We start from the raw sequence: 22,844 nt of genomic DNA on the forward strand, positions 1-22,844 counted from the left end.
TTCAAGTTTTTCGTTTTTCTTCGTATTCCAACCTAAAAACCGAAAGAAATCACACTCAACCCACTGATTTCAAACGATAATAAAAAATGACAAACAGGATCAAAAACTTGCCAAACCGCCATTTTGCGCCCGTTTGCGCTCTTCTGTTGCCATTGGGCGCTCGGTCACATTAGAGTCGAATTTAATGAATACACGCGGGATGTGTGATCTTGGATATCGACGTCGATGCGGGCGCGTTTCACGCCCTACATATGACGCCCTATATATAAGGTCAGGTGTTCATGTCCGAGAGGGTTTGGGGGAACGACCTCTGTCACCATTGTTCTCCGGCGTAATGTTGAACCGGGTTTCCTGCCTGTCCGCCCATACCGGGCGCGACCATTTCGGTTGCCGTGACGGGTCCAGCCCAAATGCATAAGACCAAGGCGCCATCGTCAATGAACAACAACAAGCAGATCGAACAGGCCATCGGCGAGGACGATCCTCTTATTGCGGATGGACGCAGCGGACCGCCGGACCGGCGTGAGATCTCCGCGCGCTGGCTGATCGGCACCTTTCTTACAGGTGTGACCTCTACCGTTCTGATGGGTGTTGCGCTTTCGGCCGCCCTCGACGGCCGCCAGCAGCTGGCCACTCCGCCGGAAATCGCCCTTCTGGGAGAAATCGCAGACCCGGTTGGCGAAGCCGCGAAGACCGGCCGCCTTGTCACCCCCCATACGATCAGCCGCGGCGAGGATCGCCGCATGATGGAAGTCTCCACCGTCATGCGCAGCGGCGACACGGATCTGATCCGCACCCTGCCCTTTGTTCATGCGAAAATGGCGCTGACCGCCAGCCATACGACAGACAAGGATTATCCGCCCTTCGACCCGCTCGCGGTCTTTGCAGAAGACGGCGCGACCAGCACCGCCCGCACCGGCCTTATATATGGTGCGAAGGTGGAGAGCGAAGTGAGCCTCAAGAGCGGCGACTTTCCGCTCTGGTCTTCCGACTTCTCCTCGGCCCGCAGCCTGAGCACGGAAGAAGTGGAAGTGGCCGTGCGCAACACGGGCGCGATCCTGACCGATGGCGACGTTCAGGTGGCCTCTCTTCATTATGTGGATCCGCAGCGCTTCGGCGACACGCTTTCCACCCAGGCGCTGGCCGCCTTCAGCGCGCGCATCATCCCCGAGAATGTCTCGGTCGCTGCGCGCAGCGGTCGCGAAACGACACCCGAATTTGCCGAAGACCTCATTCCCTTCCGCACAGAGCGGGCCGTGGCCGAGGTCTTCACCCAGTCCGGCTACAAGGGTGAAGATGTCGACGGCATGGTCGAGGCGATCACCAAGCTGCTCAATGCGACGGAACTGAAGGCCGGAACGCTGCTGCGCGTGGGCATTGAAACGCACGGCGTGAAAAGCCGCGTGGTTCGCACCAGCATCTATGAAGGCAAGAAGCACATCGTGACGATCGCGCTCGATGACCGCGACCAATATGTGCCGGCGCAGGAACCGGAGATGAATCCGGTCCTTCTGGCGGCGTTCGATCATCCGACCGCGCCGCGCCGCATGCCACGCTCCGATCTGCCGCGGGTTTATGACGGCATCTACCGTGCCTCCTATGCCTACGGGCTGACCCCGGACATGACGAAGCGGCTGGTGAAGCTGCTTTCGGCCGATGTCGATTTTCAGTCGCGGCTTTCGCCGGCCGACCAGCTTGAAGTCTTCTTCTCCGCACCCGATGCGGACAAGAATGCGACGGACCAGTCGGAGCTTCTTTATGTAAAGGCGAGTTTCGGCGGCGCGACCCGCACTTTCTACCGGTTCCAGTTCGATGACGGCACGGTCGACTATTTCGACGAGGAAGGCCGCAGCTCGAAACGCTTCATGATCCGCAATCCGGTGCCCAACGGGCGGTTCACCTCGGGCTTCGGCATGCGCCGTCACCCGGTTCTCGGCTACAGCAAGATGCACACCGGCGTCGACTGGGCCGCCCCGCGCGGCACGCCGATCATCGCGGCCGGCGACGGCGTGGTCGAAAAGGCCGGCTGGGCCGGCGGTTACGGCCGCCAGACGATCATCCGCCACAACAATGGCTTCAAAACCTCCTACAATCACCAGAGCGGCATCGCGAAAGGTGTGACGACGGGCGCGCGTATTCGTCAGGGTCAGGTGATCGGCTATGTCGGCGCGACCGGTCTCGTAACCGGCAACCATCTGCACTACGAAATGATCGTCAATGGCACGAAAGTGGATCCGATGCGCGTTCGCCTGCCCGACAACCGGGCGCTGAAGGGCAAGGACCTGCTGGCATTCGAGCGCGAGCGCAGCCGCATTGACGAACTGCTTCAGGAAAACGACGAGACACCGCTTTCCGTTGCTGCATCGGGCAGCTGAGTCATTTGCTGTCAGGCAGGATTGCCTGACAGCCAGCTTCACAGGAATCAAAAAGTTGCGAGCGGTCTGCCATTTCCCTGAAACGGCAGACCGGCAATATCCATCGGGCAGTGCCGGATGGCTGCGGAAAGCTTAATCCACGAACTCCACCGAAACGCCGCGCTTCACGCGCTTGGCCAGTTCCTCTGCATCCCAGTTGGTCAACCGGATGCAGCCATGGGAGGCCGTCTTGCCAATCTTCGAGGGATTGGGCGTTCCATGAATGCCGTAGGTCGGCTTTGACAGCGCGATCCAGACCGTTCCGACGGGGCCATTGGGGCCAGGCGGGATGGTCAGAACCTTGTCATTGTTGCCCTGTTTGAAATTGACCTTCGGATTGTAGGTGTATTCGGGGTTGAGCGCGATGCGCGTGACCGTATGCGTGCCGCTCGGCGACGGCGTGCTCGCCGAACCGATGGTGGCCGGATAGGCGGCGACCAGCTTTCCGTCGGCGCTGTAACCGCGCACCTGGCGCGCCCCCTTGTCGGCAACGATCCGCACGACTTCGGTTTTCTTCGGCTTGCCGGTGTTGATCACCTTGATGACCGTACCGGGCCGGTTGAAATTCGCATCCGGATTGAGCGCAACGAGATATTTCTCGTCCATATGGAAGCGCTCGGCCAGCGCCTCGACAACCGAGGTGTAGGACAGTGCGCCGAGCGCAGCCTTCTGGCTGTAATCGGCCGGAACCGACGCGATATAGGGACCGGCCACATCCTTGGCGGTGATGGTGTATTCCTTGAAAGCCGGACCACCGGTGCGCTCCAGCTCCGCCTTCACCCATTCATTGTCATAGGTTCTGAGCGTCTGGCCGGTGATATCGCGATAGGCGCGGATCGCCTTGTTCACATTGTCGCCGGTCCGGCCATCGATGACGCCCGGAGACGCGCCCGCGCGGTCGAGCAGAACCTGAAAGCGCGTGACATCCTCGCTCACGCCGCGCGGCAGAACGACAGCCGCATCTCCCGGCAGGGTCGGCGTGCCGGACGCGTTGCCCGTTCCCGGTTCAAAGCGCGGCTCTTCGCCGGGGATGCCGGCCATGCTGTCACGTGAATTCGGGGGCTGCAGAGGTGCGCGGTCGATGGAACCGCGCCCGTAATTCGGCGCTTCCGGATAGATGTTGCGATCGTTGTAGCGCGGCGCTTCACCATAGGAGCGGTCGTAATAGGGATCGGGCTGGCGTTCGACGGGAGCGCGGTTCGCCCTGCCCCGGTCGCGACGGTAACGGTCGACATCGCGCGGGTCGGAGAAGTCATAAACATCCCCGTCGAACTCGCGCGGCCGCGCCGGACGGCGCGCAGGGCGCTGGTTGCCGCGCGCGGCAGGCCTGATCTCCACCACCTCGCCGGTATAGGCGTCGACGATGATCTCGCGACCATATTGATCGATATAGACGTCAAAGTCGTAATTCTGGGCGAGTTGTACCGGCGCCTGGGTCGATGTCTCGGCCGTCATGCCCCGGCCAGCAGTCTGATCATTGCCCCGCTGCAACACGAAACCGTTTCGCCGGTCTTCGCTCTCCGGCATGGCGGCCATGGCTGCCGTCGGCCCCATGGCCAGACATAATGCGGTCAGCAATTGCAGTTTCACGTCTTTAGCCCCTCGTCTGGTCCCACACGGATAGGCTGATCACCCGCCAGCGATTCGCCCATTTGACGAACTATTTACCATAGGAGATGAACCGGACGTGAAAATGGCCAGTCTTTGAACTTTTCGCGTCGCTAATCAGGTGGCGGAGAGGCCCAGTTCGCGCTGCAGCCTGCGTGTCAGACCCGATGCGACGATCCGGTGGCTTTCGGCCAGATAGTCCTGAAGGGCGGCGTCATCCATGCTTTCCGCGCTCTGGCGCTGGATCCACTTCATGCCGCGCGAAGCGAGATAGGGGGCGGGCCGCAGGCCCGGCTGCTCCTTCAATATGTCGAAGGCGATCTCGGAGCATTTGAAGGAGACGGCAACATCTCCGCCGTCAGCCGCGCTGCCGATGGCGAAAACCTTGCCGCCCACCTTCCAGACATGCGCGCCACCCCATTGAACAACGTGGGTGGCGTGTGGAAGGGCGGAACAAACAGCGTTGTAGTGATCGAGCTGCATCCGCCCTCCCCTCGTGTTTTGGAATCAGGCCGCTTTTTCGGCCTGATCTGCATTCGTTGCCCGGCTCGGCCGGAAGTTCAGCCTGTCAGAGCCGGCCGTGATCTTGACCGTGGAGTTGTCAAAGATCTCACCCTGAAGGATCTTCTCCGCCAGCGGGTCCTGCAACTCCTTCTGCATCACCCGTTTCAGCGGGCGCGCGCCGTAAGCCGGGTCATAACCTTTCTCGGCCAGCCACTCGACCGCATCCTTATCGAGGTCGAGCGTGATCTTGCGATCGGCAAGCAGACGCTCAAGCCGCTGAAGCTGGATTTCGACGATCTTGCCCATGTCCTGCCGGCGCAGCCGGTGGAACAGGATAACCTCGTCGATCCGGTTCAGGAACTCGGGCCGGAACGATGCTTTCACGACATCCATCACCTCGGTGCGAACCTTGTCGACATCCTCGTTCTCGCCAAGGTTGACGAGATACTCGGCGCCCAGGTTCGACGTCATGATGATCAGCGTGTTGCGGAAATCCACCGTGCGGCCCTGACCGTCCGTCAGGCGTCCGTCATCGAGAACCTGAAGGAGCACGTTGAACACGTCCGGATGCGCCTTCTCGACCTCGTCGAACAGGATCACCTGATAGGGCCGGCGGCGAACCGCCTCGGTCAGAACACCACCTTCCTCATAGCCGACATAGCCGGGAGGCGCGCCGATGAGCCGGGCCACGGAGTGCTTCTCCATGAATTCCGACATGTCGATGCGCACCATCGCCTGCTCGTCATCGAACAGGAAGCTGGCGAGCGCCTTGGTCAGCTCCGTCTTGCCGACGCCCGTCGGGCCGAGGAACATGAAGGAACCAATCGGCCGGTTGGGGTCCTGAAGACCGGCGCGCGCACGGCGCACGGCCTTGGAGACGGACTGAACCGCCTCGCCCTGGCCGACGACCCGTTTGGCGATCTCGTCTTCCATGCGCAGCAGCTTCTCACGCTCGCCTTCCAGCATCTTGTCGACCGGAATGCCGGTCCAGCGCGAGACGATATGGGCCACGTGATCCGGCTTGACGGTCTCTTCGACCATGCCGGAAGCGCTTTCCTCTTCGCTCTGGGCCTCTGCTTCGGCCAGCTTTTTCTCAAGCTCGGGGATCTGGCCATAGGCCAGTTCGCCGGCACGCTGGAACTCACCCTTGCGCTGGGCAATGGCCAGTTCGTTGCGGGCTTCATCAAGCTGCTTCTTCAGGTCGGCGGCCAGACCGAGCTTGTCCTTCTCGGCAGCCCACCGGCTGGTGAGGCGCGCCGATTCTTCCTCGAGATCGGTCAGCTCCTTCTCGAGCTTGACCAGACGGTCTCTGGAAGCCTCGTCCTTCTCGGCCTTCAGCGCCTCGCGCTCGATCTTGAGCTGCATGACGCGGCGGTCGATCTCGTCCAGCTCCTCGGGCTTGGAGTCCACCTGCATGCGCAGGCGCGAGGATGCCTCGTCCACCAGATCGATGGCCTTGTCAGGCAGGAAGCGGTCGGTGATGTACCGGTTGGAGAGCGTCGCAGCGGCCACCAGCGCCGAGTCGGAGACCCGCACCTTGTGATGCTGCTCATACTTCTCCTTCAGACCGCGCAGGATCGAAACCGTGTCCTCGACGGTCGGCTCGCTGACGAAAACCGGCTGGAAACGACGCGCCAGAGCGGCGTCCTTCTCCACATGCTTGCGGTACTCATCAAGCGTCGTCGCGCCAACGCAGTGCAGTTCGCCACGGGCCAGAGCCGGCTTCAGAAGGTTGGACGCGTCCATCGCGCCATCCGCCTTGCCCGCGCCCACCAGCGTGTGCATCTCATCGATGAACAGGATGATGTTGCCGTCGGCAGCCGTCACTTCGGACAGCACCGCCTTCAGACGCTCCTCGAACTCGCCGCGATATTTCGCGCCGGCGATCAGGGAGCCCATGTCGAGCGCCATGAGCTGCTTGTCTTTAAGCGATTCAGGCACGTCGCCATTGACGATGCGCAGGGCAAGGCCCTCGGCGATGGCCGTCTTGCCGACGCCGGGCTCGCCGATCAGAACCGGGTTGTTCTTGGTGCGGCGCGACAGGACCTGGATCGTGCGGCGAATCTCGTCGTCACGACCGATCACGGGGTCGAGCTTGCCGGCACGCGCATCGGCCGTCAGGTCCCGCGCATATTTCTTGAGCGCATCGTAACCCTGCTCGGCGCTGGCCGAGTCAGCCGTGCGGCCCTTGCGGATATCGTTGATGGCCTGATTGAGCGCGGTCGGTGTAACGCCGGCCTTGGACAGGATGTCGGCGGTCTTGGCCGACTTCTCGACCGCAAGCGCGGTGAGCAGTCGCTCCACGGTGACGAAGCTGTCGCCAGCCTTCTTGGCCAGCTCCTCGGCGGTCGAGAAAACCTTGGCCAGCGGCTGCGCCATGTAAAGCTGGCCATTGCCGCCTTCCACCTGCGGCATTGCCTTGAGCGCGGCCTCGACACCGAGGCGCACATCCTTGGCGCGCCCGCCGGCGCGCTCGATCAGGGAAGCAGCCAGGCCTTCCTCATCGTCAACGAGCACCTTGAGCAGGTGCTCGGGCGTGAACTGCTGATGATTGCTGCTGAGCGCCTGGGTCTGGGCGGACTGAATGAAACCGCGGACGCGCTCGGAATATTTGTCAAAGTTCATAAGTGTCTCCATTTCCCTGCCAGCCTGCTTTGCAGCGCTGACAACGACCAATGCGACGGGCTCCCATAAACCGTGATGAAATCAGATTATCACGGTCTCGTGTGGCAAGCCCAACAGTTTGGGATATGGGAACATATCCCTATAGGAACAAGATGGGGACATACGAAAAACGGCGGGGAAACCCCGCCGTTCAAAATGCTCTGGAATGTCAGGCCGTTCAGCCCTGCGCGGCAACCTCTTCGGCCGCTGCAACGGGGGCTGCGGCTTCACTGCCTTCGCCACCCTCGGCGTCATCGGTCTTGCGGGCGCGCGTCCGGCGCGGACGCTTGACCGGCTTTTCGCCTTCCTCACCCTCGGGTGCCGCTGCCTCGTCCTGCGTCTTTGCTGCGGCAGGCTTGCGGGTGCGGCGGACAGGCTTCGGCTTTTCTTCCTCTGCGCCCGGCTCGGCAGCTTCGGCCGCATGGCCGTTTGCACCTTCGCCGCCGTTCAGCGCGAGTTCTGCGGGAACACCCTTGATTTCCGGCTGCGGGCCGGAACCATCGTCCACGCGCTTCTGGCGCTGCGGCTTCTGGTTGCCATTGCTCGCTTCGGCAACATCCTGCTCGTCATCACCATCAGCATCGTCGCGGTTGTCACGCGCCTGCTGCTGTTGCTGCTGCGCCTGGGCGGCAGCGATGATGCGGTTGTAATGCTCGGCATGCTGCAGATAGTTTTCGGCCATCACACGATCACCGGAGCTCTGCGCGTCGCGCGCCAGCGTGGTGTATTTGTCCGCCACCTGTTGCGCGGTTCCGCGGATCTTCACGTCCGGACCGTTGCTCTCATAGCTGCGCGCCAGCGGATTGGGCCCCTTGCGGTTGTTGTTTCCGCGGCCGCGCATGCGCCTGTTCTGCTGTTGTGGCCTCATTCGACTCTCTTGGTTTTCGAGACTGCTTGTTCGAGACAGGTTGTGTGAAACAATACTCTTTTCAGATCGCGGACGATGGCGGGAAGCCAGCAGTCTCACATCTCCCCTTGGCCTATGTCACACCGCTTGTCGCGGGCGCCAATGCCATACTGTTCCGCTTCTTGTCAGTTGCCGGACAAACCCCATAATGAAGCAGAGGCGCTAAAACGCCCTTAATGACAGCGGTCCTGGGAACCGAATCGATAACGGTGCTGTCTGCTTCGTCCTATCCGGTGTCCGGAACCTAGCGGCATTCTTTTGCGATGCCAAGTTTTTTTTCAAGTTTGTTCACGTGCTGTTTCGGCGACAAAAACAAGCACCCGGTCATGCCCGGCAAGATCGCGGCCCGCCTTGTGAAGGCGGAATCCCTGATCGACGAACAGCCCGGTAACGCTTTCCTTCTGGTCATATCCGATCTCGACGGCGACCATGCCGCCTGTCGCCAGATGGGCGCCGCTTTGCGCCGCCAGCAAACGATAGGCATCAAGACCATCGTCCCCGGCAACCAGCGCCCTGCGCGGATCGTGATCACGAACCTCGACTGCAAGCGCACGCCAGATCTCTTCTCGAATATAGGGCGGGTTGGAGACAATGAAATCGAACCGTCCGTCGATTTCCTCAAACCAGTCAGACTGACAGGTCTCAAACCGGCCGCCGTAACCATTCATATCGGCATTGATGCGCGCCGTTGCAAGCGCATCGGCCGAAACATCGACACCGACCGCATGGGCCGCAGGCAAAACGCTCAACAGCGCAATCGCTATTGCCCCGGTGCCGGTTCCAAGATCGATGATCCGCCACGGGCGATCTTCACCGCCAAGTCGACGCGCTTCCGCCACGACCATGTCGACCAGCGTTTCGGTGTCCGGCCGTGGCTCCAGCGTTTCCGGTGAAAGCCTGAGGTCCAGCCCGTAAAATTCACGATGGCCGATGATGCGGTGTACGGGCCGGCCTGCAATGCGCTGCGAGATAGCCTCTTCCACGGCCATGCGTTCGGTATCGGAAACAGGCCGTTCAGGTCTCGACATGGCGTCGAGCCGCGTCGTCTTCGTGACATGTTCAACGAGAAGCCGCGCGTCGAGCGCCCCTTCTGCAATGCCCGCCTGTTTCAGACGGTCCTGCGCCCGGGAAAGCAGGGCGCCGAGGGTCTTCGCCTCAGCCATCCGCCCCGGTTTCCGAAAGCAGTTTTGCCTGATGATCGGAGATCAGCGCGTCGATAATCTCGTCCAGATCGCCTTCGATAACGCGGTCCAGCTTGTAGAGCGTGAGGTTGATCCGGTGATCGGTCACACGCCCCTGCGGGAAATTATAGGTGCGGATGCGTTCCGAACGGTCGCCGGAACCGACCTGCAGACGACGCGCCTCGGAGCGTTCGTCCGCGGCCTTCATGCGCTGCATGTCGAACAGGCGCGCCCGCAGGATCTGCATGGCGCGCGCACGGTTCTGGTGCTGGGACTTTTCGGCCTGCAAGACCACGATGCCCGTTGGAATATGCGTGATTCGCACCGCCGAGTCGGTGGTGTTGACGTGCTGACCACCCGCACCCGAAGCGCGCATCGTGTCGATGCGAATGTCCTCGTTGCGGATCTCGACATCGACGTCCTCGGCCTCGGGCAGAACGGCAACCGTGGCGGCGGAAGTATGAATGCGCCCCTGCGCCTCCGTAGCCGGCACGCGCTGAACGCGATGCACACCCGATTCGAATTTCAGCCGCGAGAACACGCCGCGCCCGGAAACGGTGGCGATGATTTCCTTGTAGCCGCCGGCCTCGCCCTCGCTTGTCGACGCGACCTCGACACGCCAGCCCCGTTCGGATGCATAGCGCTCATACATGCGAAACAGGTCGCCGGCGAACAGGGCCGCCTCGTCGCCGCCGGTGCCGGCGCGAATTTCGAGGATCGCATTCTTCTCGTCCGCTTCGTCCTTGGGCAGAAGCAGGATCTGCATTTCCTCGCCCAGCGTCTCGATGCGGCTTTCCACCTCTTCGAGGTCGGCCTCGGCCAGCTCGCGCATTTCCGTGTCGGTCGCCGGGTCGTCCAGCATGGACTTCAGGTCTTCCAGCTCACCTTCGACCTGACGCAGCTCGCGGATCTTGGCCGCCACTTCCTGCAATTCGGAGTATTCGGAAGCAAGCTTCACATAGACGTCCGGCTCCGGGCCAGCCGCCATCTGCGCTTCGATAAGCTCGAAACGTTTGAGAACCTGATCCATACGGTCGCGCGGCAAGTCGGTCATCGACGGGAAAGCCTGTCAGTTCTAGAGGGCAATATTGTGCTTCTGGGCGAAGTCGCGAAGCAGCGCGCGAATATCGGTGGATGCGCTATGGTTGGCAAGTGCCTCATCCATAACAACCGAAAGATCCGACAGCGGAAGCTCGCAGAGCATGGCCTTGACCGGGCCGATGGCCGCCGGCGCCATGGAAATGGAGCGGAAGCCGATGCCGAGCAGCGCCATGGCGGAAATCGGCCGCCCCGCCAGCTCTCCGCACAGCGTGACCGGCGTTCCATACTGATCGCCGGCGCGCACGATCTGGCGCAGAATGCGCAGGAACGGCACGCTCAGCGGGTCGAAACGGTCGGCAATGCGGGTGTTGCCCCGGTCGGTCGCGGTGACGAACTGGAACAGATCGTTTGAACCGACGGAGACGAAATCCACGGCCTGCATCAGCTCTTCAAGCTGCCAGAGAAGTGCCGGCACTTCAATCATCGCGCCAAGCTTGAGACGCGTGGGCAGGAGATAGCCAAAGCGCGACAGATGCCGCACCTCGCGGTCGATGATCTCGCGCGCCTGCCGCACTTCGCTCACTTCGGTGACCATCGGGAGCATCATGCGCAGTTCGCGGCCGCCGGCGGCCTTCAAAAGCGCGCGGATCTGCGTGCGCAGCAGGCCCGGGCGGTCGAGCGTCAGGCGAATCGCCCGCCAGCCAAGCGCCGGGTTTTCCTCGTGCTGCGCGCCCTTGAAGTAGGGCAACACCTTGTCGCCGCCGATATCGATGGTGCGGAACGTAACCGGCTTGCCATCGGCAGCGTCGAGCACTTCGCTATAAAGCCGCTCCTGCGCCTCGACGCGCGGGAAGGCGGCTGCGACCATGAACTGAAGCTCGGTGCGGAACAGGCCGATGCCCGCCGCACCCGACTGCGCCAGCTGCGGCAGATCGACGGCCAGACCTGCATTCATCATGAGATCGACGGGAACACCGTCCCTGGTCTCGGTCGGGCGGTCGCGCAGTTCCTGATAGAGTTTCTGCCGGCGGGCGCGGAAGCGCACCTTCTCGGCATAGGCTTCCTCGACATCGGCCTGCGGGCGCAGATGGACCTGGCCGTCCTCGCCATCGACGATGATTGCGTCGCCATTCTCCGACATGGAGACGGCGCCCTTCACCTGCCCCACCGTCGGCAGGCCGATGGCCCGCGCCACGATGACGATATGGCTTGTCGGCGCTCCCTCTTCCAGAACCAGACCGCGCAGTTTCTGGCGCGGATAGTCCAGAAGCTCGGCAGCGCCCATGGAACGGGCGACGATGATCGCATCCTTGGGCAGAATTTCCGCCAGCGCATCCGGCCCGCGGCCCATCAGCTGGCGCAGAAGCCGGTTGGCGAGATCGTCGAAATCGCTCATCCGCTCGCGCAGATAGGGGTCCGTCATGTGCATCATGCGCGCGCGCATGTCGCTCTGCACCTTCTCGACCGCCGCTTCGGCCGTCAGGCCGTTGTTGATCGCCTCCTGCAGGCGGCGCACCCAACCCCGGTCATTGGCGAACATGCGATAGGCTTCCAGCACCGCGCGATGTTCACCCTCAAACGCCACATCGCGGCGCGAGAGCATGTCGTCGATGGAAAGGCGCAGCGAATCGAGCGCCGTTTCAAGACGCACCAACTCCTCGTCGCTATCCTCGTTGAACAGCGCCGTCACCACGATGCGCGGCTCATGAAGGATCACATGGCCAAGCCCGACGCCCTCGTTGAAGGGCAGGCCCGTCATGCTGACGGGGCGGCTCAGATCAAGCTCGATGCCCGGACGGGTCAGCCGCGCCAGATCGCCGGTGGCGATCATCTCGGCGATGACCATGGCCACCGTTTCCAGCGCCTCGACCTCATCCTCGCGGTAATGACGCATGGTGCGGTTCTGAACGACCAGAACGCCGAGCGTGCGACCGGCCCGCAGCACCGGCACACCGAGGAAGGAATGATAAATCTCTTCGCCCGTCTCCGGCAGATAGGCAAAAGCGGGGTGTTTTTGGGCGTCGGAGAGATTGAGCGGGCGGGCGCTGGCGGCAATCGTGCCGACGAGGCCCTGCCCCAGACGAAGCTGCGCCAGATGCACCGCATCCGGGTTCAGACCTTCGGTGGCGTAAAGCTCCAGCATGGAATCGGCGCGCAGCACATAGAGCGAGCAAACCTCGGCCACCATGTTCTGGGCGATTTCACGAACGATCTTGTCGAGACGCTTCTGCGGGTCAAGCGCATCGGCCATCAGCTCGCGCAAACGCCTTAACAGCACTCTTGGACCGCCGGCAGTATCTCGCATCGAACCCCTCTCCATTGGCCTATGCTAGCCGCATGAGAGAGCAGAGCAAAAGCCAGATTTCGGGTTATTGTTTGTCTACTGCTTATCGAGACCGTAGACAGAATGCAAAGTGCGAACCGCCAATTCGGCATAGGGGCCGTCGATCAGGATCGAAATCTTGATCTCTGAAGTGGTGATCGCGCGGATGTTGATCCCCTTCTCGGCCAGGGCCTTGAAGGCGATTGCGGCAACGCCGGCATGGCTTCGCATGCCAATGCCAATGACCGAAACCTTGACCAGTCCGGCTTCAGACTGGATGGCGTCGAAGCCGATCGTGTCACGCACATTCTCCAGCACCGTGACGGCCTTTTGCAGGTCGCCGGACGGCACGGTGAAGGTCATGTCCGTGCGCGAACCATCTTCGGAGATGTTCTGCACGATCATGTCGACATTGATGTTGGCCTCGGCCAGCGGACCGAAAATGCCTGCGGACACGCCCGGACGGTCGGAGACGCGACGAAGCGATATCTGCGCCTCGTCCTTGGCGTAGGCGATGCCGGTGACGACTTGCTGTTCCACGATTTCATCCTCATCGCAAATGAGCGTACCGGGCGGGTTTTCGAAATTCCCCATGCCCGGCGCATCCGGATCTTCGAAAGACGATCTTACGAAGGTTCTGACCTTGTGCACCATCGCCAGTTCGACGGAGCGCACCTGCAGCACCTTGGCGCCAAGCGACGCCATTTCGAGCATTTCCTCGAACGAGATCTTCGGCAGGCGGCGCGCCTTGGGCTCAATGCGCGGGTCGGTCGTGTAGACGCCGTCGACATCGGTGTAGATGTCGCAGCGGTCGGCCTTCACCGCAGCGGCCACGGCGACCGCGCTGGTGTCGGAACCGCCGCGCCCCAGCGTGGCGATGCGATTGTCAGGGCCTATGCCCTGGAAGCCGGCGACAACGGCCACCTGGCCCATGCCCATGCGGCGCACCATCTCGCTGCCGTCGATATCGACGATGCGGGCGGCGGCGTGAGCGTTGTCGGTGCGGATCGGTATCTGCCAGCCCTGCCAGGAGCGCGCATCGACGCCCATGGACTGCAGCGCGATGGCCAGAAGCCCGCTGGTGATCTGCTCACCGGAGGCGACGATGGCGTCGTATTCGCGCGCGTCATAGAAGGGCGATTCAGCACCCGTGGCCTTCGGCATGGACTGCGCCCAGCCGACCAGCTCATTGGTCTTGCCGGCCATGGCCGAAACCACGACGGCGACCTCATGCCCCGCATCGGCCTCACGTTTGACGTGACGCGCCACATTATGGATGCGTTCGATATCGGCGACGGAGGTTCCGCCGAACTTCATCACGATGCGCGCCATGGGAACGGAGTGCCTTTGCTCGGAAATTCCTGCTGCCCGGACGGGCAGCGCCAACATTACGCAGCAACGGCAACCCGCCCTGCGCCGCGGTCTCCATACCCAAAAGATCGCTTATCTGCAAGCAATGTGACGGTGAATGGAACCCGGTCGTTGCGCCGGGCAGGTTTTGCCCCTGAGACAATTCCCGCCTTGACAATCAGGCCCGTCAGCCCGACTTCATGGGCCAAGGTTCCAAGCAACACCCAGTGAGGGGTTTTCCATGTCCGAAGCGCGGCAAACGACCATCGACACGCGTGAAATCGAGCATTTTTCCGCACTGGCGGCGGAATGGTGGAATCCCGCCGGAAAAATGGGCGTTCTGCACAAGTTCAACCCGGTGCGCCTTGCCTATATCCGCGACCATGTGGCCGCGCATTTCGGCCGCGAGCCCCATGAAGCCAAACCTTTTGCCGGCCTGCGCATGCTCGACATCGGCTGCGGCGGCGGCCTTCTGTGCGAACCCATGTCGCGGCTTGGCGCGCAGGTGGTTGGCGCGGACGCTTCGGAAACCAACATCGAAGTGGCCAAGATCCACGCGGCGCAGGGCAAGCTCGACATCGACTATCGCGCCACCACGGCAGAGGCGCTTGCCGACGCCGGCGAGACATTCGACATCATCCTCAACATGGAAGTGATCGAGCATGTCGCCGATGTGGACCTGTTCCTGTCCAAATGCGGCGCAATGCTGAAACCCGGCGGCCTGATGTTCGTGGCAACGATCAACCGCACGCTCAAGGCGTGGGGCCTGGCGATCATCGGCGCGGAATATGTGCTTGGATGGCTGCCGCGCGGCACGCACCAGTATGAAAAGCTCGTGCGCCCGAGCGAACTGGAAGAGGGCCTCGCCTCGGCGGGCATCCGGATCATCGATCGCAGCGGCGTCGTCTACAATCCGCTCGGCGACCGCTGGCAGCGCTCACGCGACATGGATGTCAACTACATGGTGGCGGCCACGAAGCCGGCTGCCTGAGCCTTCAGGGAAAAACGCCGGCGCGCGCCCGGCTCTTGCGATCAGAATGCAGTCAGGCGCTCGCGCCTGACCGCCCGATTTTCTGGCCGGTCTCAGTTCTGGCCGGTCTCAGTTCTGCTCGTCGGGAAACACCGGCAGGGGCAGGAACTCGACGCCTTCATCGACCAGCGCCTTGGCCTCGTCGGTCGTCGCCTCGCCATAGATGCCGCGCGCTTCGGTCTCGCCGAAATGGATTTTTCGCGCTTCCTCGGCGAATTTGTCGCCGACATAGTCCGCATTCTCGCGCACCTTTTTGGAAAGCTCCTTGAGCTGCGCCAGCGCCTGTTTCTGCTTCTCCCCCATGGCCAGCGCGATCTGGTCGCGCTTCTTGCCGGTCGAGACCGCCGGCGCCATCAGGGCCTTTTCAACCTTGGTCGAGCCGCATTGCGGGCAGGAAACGAGATCGCGCTTCTTCTGCTCGTCAAAGTCCGCATTGTTGCGGAACCACGCCTCGAAAGCGTGGTCGTGCTCGCAGATCAGGTTGAAACTGATCATGAAGCTTTCCTCTCCGCCGCCCCGCCGCCGGAAACGCGTGCAACAGAGAAATCGCGCGCGTTCTTGAGGTTCGGAATCTTGCCGCGAGCGGCAGCGACCGCATCAAGGTCGAGTTCGGCCATGGCGATGCCCGGCTCGTTTCCATCGACCTCGGCCAGCACACGGCCCCACGGATCGACTATCAGCGAATGACCATAGGTCTCACGCCCGTCCTCGTGCAGGCCGCCCTGACCGGCGGCGATCATGAATGCGCCATTCTCGATGGCGCGGGCGCGCAGAAGGACATGCCAGTGCGCCTCGCCCGTCTGCCGGGTGAAGGCGGCCGGTGCTGTCAGCACCTGTGCCTCGGCAAGCGCCTGCGCACGGAAAAGCTGCGGGAAGCGCATGTCGTAGCAGATGGCGAAACCGAGACGGCCAAACGGCAGATCGGCAACGACGGCCCGCTCGCCGGCGGCATAGGTGGCCGATTCGCGCCAGCTTTCGCCATTGTCGAGATCGACGTCGAACATGTGCAGCTTGTCATAGGTGGTCACAAGCGCGCCACCGGGCGCGAACAGAAAGGCGCGGTTCGCCACCCGTCCGTCATCGAGCGCGACGGCCGTGGAGCCCAGATGAACAAAGATCGAAAGCTCATCGGCCAGCGCACGGGCGCGGTCGATGACCAGCGCGCCGCGCTCTCCGGTGATGCGCTCCAGCAGGTCGTCGCGGCTGCGCACCATCACACCGGTCATTTCCGGGCTCTGAACATACTGCGCGCCCTTGCCCGCAGCCTCACGCACCAGCGCTTCAAAAGCGTCGGCATTGGCTTCCGGCTCGGTGCCGGAACGCATCTGCAGGGCAGCGGCGATCAGTTTGCTCATGCCGGGATCTCCTTCAACATCGCATCCAGTTTGCCTTCGCGCTCGAGAGCGTGAAGCTCATCGCAACCGCCCACATGGACGTCGCCAATGAAAATCTGCGGAAAGGTCGAGCGGCCATTGGCCCGCTGGATCATCTCCTGGCGCAGCTCGTTGGAAAAGCTTGCATCGTGTTCCGTGTAGGAAACGCCCTTGCCGTCGAGCAGGCGCTTGGCGGCGCTGCAGAAGCCGCACATCATCCGTGTGTAGATCGTTACGTCAGACATTTTCGGTCCCATGCTTTGTCGGGGTTTATATAGGCTCTTGGAGGTCTGCCCGAAAGTCCCCCGGCAAAACGCGCGCAAATGTCAGAACATCCACCTCGCGCGCGCCGGCACGCTTGAGAACCCGTGAGGCGGCGGCAACCGTCGCGCCCGTGGTGTAGACATCGTCCACCAGAACGACGCGCCGCGCCCTGATCGCCGGGCGGTGGGCGTCCGGCACGACAAATGCGCCGCGCACATTGGCCTCGCGCTCGCTCGCCCGCAGCCCCACCTGCTGGCGCGTGCGCCGCGTCCGCACCAGCGCCTCCGGCATGTAATCAACGCAAGCCAGACGCGCCACAGCCCGCGCAAGCTCCGCCGATTGGTTGAAGCGCCTTGAAAAGAAACGGCTGCGATGCAGCGGAACCGGCACCACCAGATCCGCCTCGGGCAGAATTTCTCCGCCGGCCCGAAGCATCCAGCGCGCCATCCACGGCGCGAGATCGGTGCGGTCGCGGAATTTCAGCCCCTGAACCAGCCGCCGGGCGACGCCGCCATAGGCGACCGCCGAGCGCGCCCGCGCAAAGGGCGGCGGCGATGCAATCGCCTCCGCAGAGAGCATGCTGTCGCCAAGGTCCAGAGAGAAAGGCGTGCCCATGACCGGACACCATGGCCGCTCCAGAAAGCGCAGCCGCCCCCAGCAGGAAGCGCAGAGCGTTCCGGGTTCCGTGACAAGGCTGGAACAGCCGAGACACACCGGCGGGAAGAGGATGCGCTGCATCCACCCGCTCATCACCCCGGTCAATCGCGATACGCCCTCCACGAAACGCCCCTCCCCCAAAAGGCATTGCCTCTTTGCCAGCATAGCCTTTTTGTGCGATGGCGCATCCAGAAACAAAGGATGACGCATGGAACAGCTCTTCGACGCCGACCTGGCCCTTCTGCACAAGAAGCGCGCCCTGAAGCAGGGCGATCCGGGAGCCCGCTTCCTGATGCAGCGGGCCGCTGCCGATCTGGAAGAGCGGCTGGCCACCGTCGAGCGGCGCTTTGAAAACGCCGCAGCGCTCTTCTGCCTCACCTCCGACGCGGCCATGGCCATGCGCGAAAGCGGCAAGGTCGACCAGGTGACCCGCATCGAGGCCGACGCCGTCCTTCTTGGCGATGACGGCATCGTCGCGGCAACGGAAACCCTGCCTTCCGAACCCGGCAGCCACGATCTCATCGTTTCGCTTCTCAGCCTGCATGAGGCAAATGACGTTCCGGGCATGCTCGCCCAGATCCGCCGTGCGCTGAAGCCCGACGGCCTGTTTCTCGGCGCGATGGCCGGCGCCGGCACGCTTCAGGAACTCAGGGAATCCCTGCTTGCCGCAGAGACCGAGCTTTCAGAGGGCGCTGCCCCGCGCGTGAGCCCCTTTGCCGATGTGCGCGATGTGGGCGGACTGCTCCAGCGTGCGGGCTTTGCGCTGCCGGTCACCGATCTCGAGAACCTGACCGTGCGTTACGACACCATGTTCGACCTGATGCGGGATCTGCGTTTCATGGGCGCGACCAGCGCGCTTGTCGCGCGCTCGCGCAAACCGGCCACGCGCGCGCTCTTCATGCGCGCAGCACAGATCTATGCCGAGCGCTTCTCCGATCCGGACGGGCGTATCAGGGCAAGTTTCAACATTATCTGGATGTCTGGCTGGGCCCCGCACGAATCCCAGCAAAAGCCGCTCGCACCGGGCAGCGCGAAGATGTCACTGAAAGAGGCTTTGGAGAAAAACAGGGGCGAATAGGCCCGGAGAAGGCCGGGAGAGATTGACTGCGGCTGCCCTACTGGTTGGCCGTGGTCACTTTGCTCGCGACGTTCCCATAGCTGGCTTTGAGCTGCTGTCCCGTCTGCGCCGCACCGACCACGATCGCCAGAGCGATCAGGCCTGCAATTAACGCATATTCGATTGCGGTCGCGCCGCACCGATCCTTGAGAAAATGCCTGCCCATTTGCCCGGCTCCCCCTGTCTGGAAGGCAATTCTGGGCGAAAAGCCTTAAGAAAAGCTGAGAGCCGATTAACGAGATCAGCAGTCGCCGCTGCGTCGTCCATCCTGATGGATGATGCATGTGGCGTTGCGCGAGGGCTGCAAAACACTGCGCCGGATCGTGTAACTGCGGTCCTGCCGCTTCGTGGAAGACGTGGTGATGGGGTCGATCCCGAACGGCGCGCCAACCTGCGCGATCTTGGAGCGGGTGCTTTTTTCAACAACCGGCGTCAGAAACAGCGCGAGCGCGACAGCTGCGGTTCCAAAAAGCAGGGCGATCCTGAGCGCCCCGATGCCCACATTGCCGGCCCGCGTGGACCAGCCCGCGCGTTCCGTATCCCCAAATTCGCCAGAAACCATACCAACCTCTCGCCAGATGGTTAAACCCTGCCGCGAAAACGGCCCGTCCCCGCAATCAACTTGTCACTGTTGCGTAAACGAAGGATTAACTCTGTTCGAGCGGCCCGGCTTTGTGCCGACAGGCGCTTTACAGCAGGTCGATGAGGTGCGGGATAAGCGGCGCATCGGCCGGCGGCATGGGGTAATCGCGCATGTCGCGCGGGCGCACCCATTTGAGTTCCTGCCCTTCCTGCGGTCGCGGCGTGCCCCAGAAGCGGCGGCAGACATAGAGCGGCATCAGCAGGTGAAAATCATCATAGGTGTGGCTGGCGAAAGTGAGCGGCGCAAGGCACGCCGTCTTCGTCTCGACGGCGATTTCCTCGACAAGCTCACGCACAATGGTGTTTTCCGGCGTCTCGCCGTTCTCCACCTTGCCCCCGGGAAACTCCCAGAGCCCCGCCAGCGCCTTGCCTTCGGGGCGTTTGGCGAGCAGCACCCGCCCATCCGCATCAACCAGCGCACAGGCTGCGACCAGCAGGATCGGCTTGGCCGGCTGGGAAAGATCGTTCATTCGGCGTGCTCCGTGCCGACCGCTTCCTGCGGCTGGCGGTAATGATAGGAATAGATTTCGCGGAAGCCCATCGCCTTGTAGAGGCCTACGGCGACCTCGTTGTCGGCCTCCACCTGCAGCCAGGCCCGCTCCGCCCCGTGTGACTGGGCCCATTTGAGCGCAGACAGGAGAACACGGCGGCCATAGCCCTTGCCGCGCCATGAAGGGCGCGTCGCGATTTCAAAGAGCCCCGCCAGATCGCTGTCATGCACGCAGATGGCGGTCGCCACCGGCTCTTCGCCCTCTTCGAGGACGAACAGGCCGGTTTCCGGGCGAATCGCGCCAATGACACGCGAAAGACCCGCACGGTGCAGTTCCTCATAGCCATGCACCTTGAGCGTGGCATTGACGAAGCGTCGCCGGTCCTTGAGCGGTATCTGGTCCATCGCCTCGGTCAGATCCGCCTCGCGCAAATCGAGCGCCATGACAAGCGAACGGCCAAGCGTCGACCAGCCCTGCTCGTCGAGATAGGTGGAGATTTCTGGCGCGGCGAGCGGCGACAGCCGGAAAGTGAGCGGCCGCCCATAGGCCTTGAACTGCTCGGCAGCGCGCGCGATGCGCTCTTCAAGGTTTCGATGATCGCCCGGATCAAGCGGATTGATGGAATTCAGGCGCTTTGCAGGGTGACCGGCGGTCAACCGCAGCACCCAGGTGCCGTCATAGGCCACCGTTTCGGCAGGCCAAGCGCGCAACCCCGCCGCCTCAAAGCGGCGGATGATGGCGAAATCCTGTTTTACGTCCTGCCTCACTTGGCCTGGCACACCCTAGCTCCGGTAATCGCCATTGATGGCGACATATTCCTTGGTCAGGTCGCAGGTCCAAACCGTGGCCTTGCCGCGCCCGAGTCCGAGATCCACGCGCAGCGTGATCTCATCCTCCTTCATATAGGCGGAGGTTTCTTCTTCGGAATAGGCCGGATCGCGTTCCCCCTCATGGGCAACGCGAATATCGCCGAACCAGATCGACAGGAGATCGCGCTCGGCCGGCTCGCCCGCCTTGCCGACAGCCATGACGACGCGGCCCCAGTTTGCGTCTTCGCCGGCAACCGCCGTCTTCACCAGCGGCGAATTGGCGATGGACATCGCAATCTTCTTTGCCGAACGGGAAGACTTTGCGCCCGTCACCGTGATTTCGAGCTGTTTGCGCGCGCCTTCGCCATCGCGGACGATCTGCAGCGCGAGGTTCTTGAGGATGCGGTTGAGCGCCCGGCGGAAGCCTGCGAGCCGGGGATCCTTCAGATCGTTGATCGGCGTGACACCGCGCTTTGCGGCAGCGCCCGTTGCAAACATCATCAGCGTGTCGCTGGTGGAGGTGTCGCTGTCGACCGTCACCGCGTTGAAGGTCTTGCCGGTTCCGCGCGACAGAAGATCCTGCAGAACGGGCGCGGCAATCGGCGCATCCGTCGCCACGAAGGAAAGCATGGTGGCCATGTCGGGCGCGATCATGCCTGCGCCCTTGGCAATGCCGTTGATGACCACATCATGTTCGCCAAGGCGCACGGTCGCCGTCGCCACCTTGGGATAGGTGTCGGTGGTCATGATGGCCCTGGCGGCCTCAAGCCAGCCGCCCGGCGCTGCCTTTGCGGCCATGCCTTCCAGAAAACCGGTAATGCGTTCCGCCGGCAGCGGCTCGCCGATCACACCGGTGGACGCCATGAAAACCGTGCTCTTGTCCGCCTTGACCGCAGCCGCGGCAGCTTCGCCCACGGCAGAAGTGGTCGCGCGTCCCTTCTTGCCGGTGAACGCGTTGGCGTTTCCGGAATTCACGACGAGAATGCGCGCCTCGCCGCCGGCCAGATTTTCGCGGCAGAGTTCCACCGGAGCCGATGGGCACTTGGATTGGGTGAAAACGCCGGCAGCCGTGGTGCCCTCATCGAACACCATGGTCAGGAGATCGGTTCGCCCCTTGTATTTCACACCGGCTTCAGCGGTTGCGATGCGCACACCGTCAATGGCGGGCATATCGGGATAGGTCTTGGGAGCAAGAGGAGAGACTGCAACAGACATGGGGCAAACTTACTCGGGTTGGAAGCTTTGGATTCCTGCCGGTCTGCCCGAGTTTTTTTTCCGACGCAAGCTGAAACAGCTCGGATACCCGGCGGCGCGTCAGCCGACCCACAGTGCACACAGCACCGTCTGACAAAACAAAAACGGCGGACGCCAGGCGCCCGCCGTTTCCAATTGAACCTGCGCTTCAGCGCTTATTCGCTTTTGGTCTCTTCGCCTTCACCGGCTGCTTCAGCCCCGGAAGCGGCTTCTTCCTGCTGCTTCTCGGCTGCGTCGATGAATTCCTTGAGAGCCGGGTCCTTGACGTCGACTTCAGCGGTGTCACGCAGCGCCGAAACCTGTTCGACATAGCGCTCACGCACCAGAAGGGAGCGTACGCGATCCTTCACGGCGTCGAATGCCGGCGGCTGCTTGGCGCGCTTGTCTTCAACCTTGATCACATGGAAACCGAACTGGGTTTCGACGGGCTCCTTGGAGAATTCGCCCGGATTGATGGCAAATGCAGCCTTTTCGAATTCGGGCACCATCTGGCCGGAAGCGAAATAGCCGAGGTCGCCGCCATTGGCTGCCGCACCGTCAGTGGATTTCTCCTTGGCGATCTCTTCAAAATTGCCGCCCTCTTCGAGCTGCTTGATGATCGCTTCGGCTTCTTCTTTGGTCTTCACCAGAATGTGACGGGCGCGCACCTCGTTGACGGCAGGCGCATCAGCGATCTGCTTGTCGTAGCTGGCGCGGACATCTTCCTCGGTCACGGCGTCGTTGACGATCTTCTCGATGAAGGCCGCATGAAGCGCCTGATTGCGCAGGAATGCCAGGCGCTTTTCAAAGGCTTCACCCTCGGCAAGGCCCTTTTCTTCGGCCTCGGAGGCCAGCAGGCGGATCTCGATCAGCGCCGAAAGAAGTGCTGCGCGGCGCTGCGGATCGGGCAGATTACCGAACTGCGCGCCATACTCCGCGCTGGCGATAGCCAAATCGCCCTCCGTGATCTCCATGCCATTCACAGTGGCGACGACATCGGCATCGGCAGCATGAGCAGGCATGAAGCCTACAGCGGCCAGCGTCAGACCGGCCCCAACCTGAATGGCCAGGAAACGGCGAAACGATTTCAGCATGAAACTCTCCGTTGGTGATTCCGTTTTAGCCCAAACCGCTTATCAATATGGCGGAATTTTGCGCAAGAGCGCATGTTTAACGCGGCGTTGACATCACTCTTGGCCCCTCTTATCTGTCCTGATGTCCTGCGTCCAGAACGCA

Annotated in this window: 21 protein-coding genes; 3 read left to right on the forward strand and 18 right to left on the reverse strand. The window is 62.4% G+C overall.

Annotated elements, in window-relative coordinates:
- The first annotated feature begins 437 nt into the window (after positions 1-437).
- Positions 438-2,375, forward strand: a complete 1,938-nt coding sequence (locus JYP46_RS12775) for a M23 family metallopeptidase (RefSeq protein WP_206546228.1) — start codon at positions 438-440, stop codon at positions 2,373-2,375.
- A 132-nt stretch (positions 2,376-2,507) separates the two neighbouring features.
- On the opposite strand, the gene JYP46_RS12780 is transcribed toward JYP46_RS12775, so the two are convergent.
- The 8 genes from JYP46_RS12780 to JYP46_RS12815 all read right to left on the reverse strand — a co-directional run bounded on the left by JYP46_RS12780 (position 2,508) and on the right by JYP46_RS12815 (position 13,974).
- Positions 2,508-3,968 (reverse strand): L,D-transpeptidase family protein, encoded by a 1,461-nt coding sequence (locus tag JYP46_RS12780; RefSeq protein WP_244974868.1) that lies wholly within the window; start codon positions 3,966-3,968, stop codon positions 2,508-2,510.
- A 171-nt stretch (positions 3,969-4,139) separates the two neighbouring features.
- Positions 4,140-4,505 carry an MmcQ/YjbR family DNA-binding protein gene (locus tag JYP46_RS12785; RefSeq protein WP_206548309.1) on the reverse strand — a complete coding sequence of 122 codons (366 nt, stop codon included), beginning with the start codon at positions 4,503-4,505 and terminating at the stop codon, positions 4,140-4,142.
- 24 nt (positions 4,506-4,529) lie between these two features.
- Positions 4,530-7,151 carry an ATP-dependent chaperone ClpB gene (gene clpB / locus JYP46_RS12790; protein WP_206546226.1) on the reverse strand — a complete coding sequence of 874 codons (2,622 nt, stop codon included), beginning with the start codon at positions 7,149-7,151 and terminating at the stop codon, positions 4,530-4,532.
- 217 nt (positions 7,152-7,368) lie between these two features.
- Entirely contained in the window at positions 7,369-8,031 is a 663-nt protein-coding gene (locus tag JYP46_RS12795) for a DUF4167 domain-containing protein (RefSeq protein WP_222474107.1), read from the reverse strand.
- A gap of 344 nt (positions 8,032-8,375) precedes the next feature.
- On the reverse strand, positions 8,376-9,260 hold the full coding sequence (gene prmC, locus JYP46_RS12800; protein ID WP_206548311.1) for a peptide chain release factor N(5)-glutamine methyltransferase: 885 nt from the start codon (positions 9,258-9,260) through the stop codon (positions 8,376-8,378).
- On the reverse strand, positions 9,253-10,332 hold the full coding sequence (gene prfA / locus JYP46_RS12805; protein WP_113153104.1) for a peptide chain release factor 1: 1,080 nt from the start codon (positions 10,330-10,332) through the stop codon (positions 9,253-9,255). The genes prmC and prfA overlap by 8 nt, the downstream gene beginning before the upstream one ends.
- Positions 10,333-10,353: 21 nt before the next feature.
- Entirely contained in the window at positions 10,354-12,624 is a 2,271-nt protein-coding gene (ptsP, locus tag JYP46_RS12810; protein WP_113153105.1) for a phosphoenolpyruvate--protein phosphotransferase, read from the reverse strand.
- Positions 12,625-12,699: 75 nt separating this feature from the next.
- Positions 12,700-13,974 (reverse strand): aspartate kinase, encoded by a 1,275-nt coding sequence (locus JYP46_RS12815; RefSeq protein ID WP_113153106.1) that lies wholly within the window; start codon positions 13,972-13,974, stop codon positions 12,700-12,702.
- A 259-nt stretch (positions 13,975-14,233) separates the two neighbouring features.
- Here JYP46_RS12815 and ubiG point away from each other — a divergent pair, with 259 nt between their 5' ends.
- Positions 14,234-14,983 (forward strand): bifunctional 2-polyprenyl-6-hydroxyphenol methylase/3-demethylubiquinol 3-O-methyltransferase UbiG, encoded by a 750-nt coding sequence (ubiG, locus tag JYP46_RS12820; RefSeq protein ID WP_113153107.1) that lies wholly within the window; start codon positions 14,234-14,236, stop codon positions 14,981-14,983.
- 108 nt (positions 14,984-15,091) lie between these two features.
- On the opposite strand, the gene JYP46_RS12825 is transcribed toward ubiG, so the two are convergent.
- The 4 genes from JYP46_RS12825 to JYP46_RS12840 are packed head-to-tail and all read right to left on the reverse strand — an operon-like array spanning position 15,092 to position 17,409.
- Positions 15,092-15,517, reverse strand: a complete 426-nt coding sequence (locus JYP46_RS12825; RefSeq protein WP_113153108.1) for a DUF1178 family protein — start codon at positions 15,515-15,517, stop codon at positions 15,092-15,094.
- Complete coding sequence (locus JYP46_RS12830; RefSeq protein WP_206548312.1) at positions 15,514-16,377, reverse strand: carbon-nitrogen hydrolase family protein; 864 nt, start codon at positions 16,375-16,377, stop codon at positions 15,514-15,516. Before JYP46_RS12830 ends, JYP46_RS12825 begins: the two co-directional genes overlap by 4 nt.
- Positions 16,374-16,640, reverse strand: a complete 267-nt coding sequence (gene grxC, locus JYP46_RS12835) for a glutaredoxin 3 (protein WP_113156026.1) — start codon at positions 16,638-16,640, stop codon at positions 16,374-16,376. Before grxC ends, JYP46_RS12830 begins: the two co-directional genes overlap by 4 nt.
- Before the next feature lie 25 nt (positions 16,641-16,665).
- Positions 16,666-17,409, reverse strand: coding sequence for a ComF family protein (locus JYP46_RS12840; protein WP_244974869.1), 744 nt, complete (start codon positions 17,407-17,409; stop codon positions 16,666-16,668).
- Positions 17,410-17,524: 115 nt separating this feature from the next.
- Here JYP46_RS12840 and JYP46_RS12845 point away from each other — a divergent pair, with 115 nt between their 5' ends.
- On the forward strand, positions 17,525-18,394 hold the full coding sequence (locus JYP46_RS12845; protein WP_206548313.1) for a methyltransferase domain-containing protein: 870 nt from the start codon (positions 17,525-17,527) through the stop codon (positions 18,392-18,394).
- A gap of 37 nt (positions 18,395-18,431) precedes the next feature.
- Here JYP46_RS12845 and JYP46_RS12850 read toward each other — a convergent pair whose 3' ends face one another.
- The 6 genes from JYP46_RS12850 to JYP46_RS12875 all read right to left on the reverse strand — a co-directional run bounded on the left by JYP46_RS12850 (position 18,432) and on the right by JYP46_RS12875 (position 22,702).
- The gene (locus JYP46_RS12850; RefSeq protein WP_206548314.1) at positions 18,432-18,599 is read right to left on the reverse strand and encodes a Flp family type IVb pilin; all 168 of its coding nucleotides are present in this window, start codon (positions 18,597-18,599) and stop codon (positions 18,432-18,434) included.
- Positions 18,600-18,674: 75 nt separating this feature from the next.
- The gene (locus JYP46_RS12855) at positions 18,675-18,995 is read right to left on the reverse strand and encodes a hypothetical protein (protein WP_113153113.1); all 321 of its coding nucleotides are present in this window, start codon (positions 18,993-18,995) and stop codon (positions 18,675-18,677) included.
- A gap of 127 nt (positions 18,996-19,122) precedes the next feature.
- Positions 19,123-19,545 carry a (deoxy)nucleoside triphosphate pyrophosphohydrolase gene (locus JYP46_RS12860; RefSeq protein ID WP_113153114.1) on the reverse strand — a complete coding sequence of 141 codons (423 nt, stop codon included), beginning with the start codon at positions 19,543-19,545 and terminating at the stop codon, positions 19,123-19,125.
- On the reverse strand, positions 19,542-20,333 hold the full coding sequence (locus tag JYP46_RS12865) for a GNAT family N-acetyltransferase (protein WP_224924962.1): 792 nt from the start codon (positions 20,331-20,333) through the stop codon (positions 19,542-19,544). The genes JYP46_RS12860 and JYP46_RS12865 overlap by 4 nt, the downstream gene beginning before the upstream one ends.
- Before the next feature lie 15 nt (positions 20,334-20,348).
- A complete protein-coding gene (gene argJ, locus JYP46_RS12870; RefSeq protein ID WP_206548315.1) occupies positions 20,349-21,590 on the reverse strand; it encodes a bifunctional glutamate N-acetyltransferase/amino-acid acetyltransferase ArgJ in 1,242 nt (413 codons plus the stop codon).
- 194 nt (positions 21,591-21,784) lie between these two features.
- Entirely contained in the window at positions 21,785-22,702 is a 918-nt protein-coding gene (locus JYP46_RS12875; RefSeq protein ID WP_113153117.1) for a peptidylprolyl isomerase, read from the reverse strand.
- Positions 22,703-22,844 lie beyond the last annotated feature (142 nt).

It is taken from the genome of Nitratireductor aquimarinus (assembly GCF_017255295.1).
Classification (GTDB): domain Bacteria; phylum Pseudomonadota; class Alphaproteobacteria; order Rhizobiales; family Rhizobiaceae; genus Nitratireductor; species Nitratireductor aquimarinus.

What these genes read in the sequence shown, in the direction of transcription:
- JYP46_RS12795 (WP_222474107.1), bottom strand. Translation starts at nt 8,031, where the DNA reads ATGCGCGGCCGCGGAAACAACAACCGCAAGGGGCCCAATCCGCTGGCG.
- JYP46_RS12855 (WP_113153113.1), bottom strand. Translation starts at nt 18,995, where the DNA reads ATGGTTTCTGGCGAATTTGGGGATACGGAACGCGCGGGCTGGTCCACG.
- prfA (WP_113153104.1), bottom strand. Translation starts at nt 10,332, where the DNA reads ATGACCGACTTGCCGCGCGACCGTATGGATCAGGTTCTCAAACGTTTC.
- JYP46_RS12845 (WP_206548313.1), top strand. Translation starts at nt 17,525, where the DNA reads ATGGAACAGCTCTTCGACGCCGACCTGGCCCTTCTGCACAAGAAGCGC.
- grxC (WP_113156026.1), bottom strand. Translation starts at nt 16,640, where the DNA reads ATGTCTGACGTAACGATCTACACACGGATGATGTGCGGCTTCTGCAGC.
- JYP46_RS12780 (WP_244974868.1), bottom strand. Translation starts at nt 3,968, where the DNA reads ATGGGGCCGACGGCAGCCATGGCCGCCATGCCGGAGAGCGAAGACCGG.
- JYP46_RS12830 (WP_206548312.1), bottom strand. Translation starts at nt 16,377, where the DNA reads ATGAGCAAACTGATCGCCGCTGCCCTGCAGATGCGTTCCGGCACCGAG.
- JYP46_RS12850 (WP_206548314.1), bottom strand. Translation starts at nt 18,599, where the DNA reads ATGGGCAGGCATTTTCTCAAGGATCGGTGCGGCGCGACCGCAATCGAA.
- JYP46_RS12840 (WP_244974869.1), bottom strand. Translation starts at nt 17,409, where the DNA reads ATGAGCGGGTGGATGCAGCGCATCCTCTTCCCGCCGGTGTGTCTCGGC.
- clpB (WP_206546226.1), bottom strand. Translation starts at nt 7,151, where the DNA reads ATGAACTTTGACAAATATTCCGAGCGCGTCCGCGGTTTCATTCAGTCC.
- ubiG (WP_113153107.1), top strand. Translation starts at nt 14,234, where the DNA reads ATGTCCGAAGCGCGGCAAACGACCATCGACACGCGTGAAATCGAGCAT.
- prmC (WP_206548311.1), bottom strand. Translation starts at nt 9,260, where the DNA reads ATGGCTGAGGCGAAGACCCTCGGCGCCCTGCTTTCCCGGGCGCAGGAC.
- JYP46_RS12825 (WP_113153108.1), bottom strand. Translation starts at nt 15,517, where the DNA reads ATGATCAGTTTCAACCTGATCTGCGAGCACGACCACGCTTTCGAGGCG.
- ptsP (WP_113153105.1), bottom strand. Translation starts at nt 12,624, where the DNA reads ATGCGAGATACTGCCGGCGGTCCAAGAGTGCTGTTAAGGCGTTTGCGC.
- JYP46_RS12875 (WP_113153117.1), bottom strand. Translation starts at nt 22,702, where the DNA reads ATGCTGAAATCGTTTCGCCGTTTCCTGGCCATTCAGGTTGGGGCCGGT.
- JYP46_RS12785 (WP_206548309.1), bottom strand. Translation starts at nt 4,505, where the DNA reads ATGCAGCTCGATCACTACAACGCTGTTTGTTCCGCCCTTCCACACGCC.
- JYP46_RS12815 (WP_113153106.1), bottom strand. Translation starts at nt 13,974, where the DNA reads ATGGCGCGCATCGTGATGAAGTTCGGCGGAACCTCCGTCGCCGATATC.
- JYP46_RS12860 (WP_113153114.1), bottom strand. Translation starts at nt 19,545, where the DNA reads ATGAACGATCTTTCCCAGCCGGCCAAGCCGATCCTGCTGGTCGCAGCC.
- argJ (WP_206548315.1), bottom strand. Translation starts at nt 21,590, where the DNA reads ATGTCTGTTGCAGTCTCTCCTCTTGCTCCCAAGACCTATCCCGATATG.
- JYP46_RS12775 (WP_206546228.1), top strand. Translation starts at nt 438, where the DNA reads ATGAACAACAACAAGCAGATCGAACAGGCCATCGGCGAGGACGATCCT.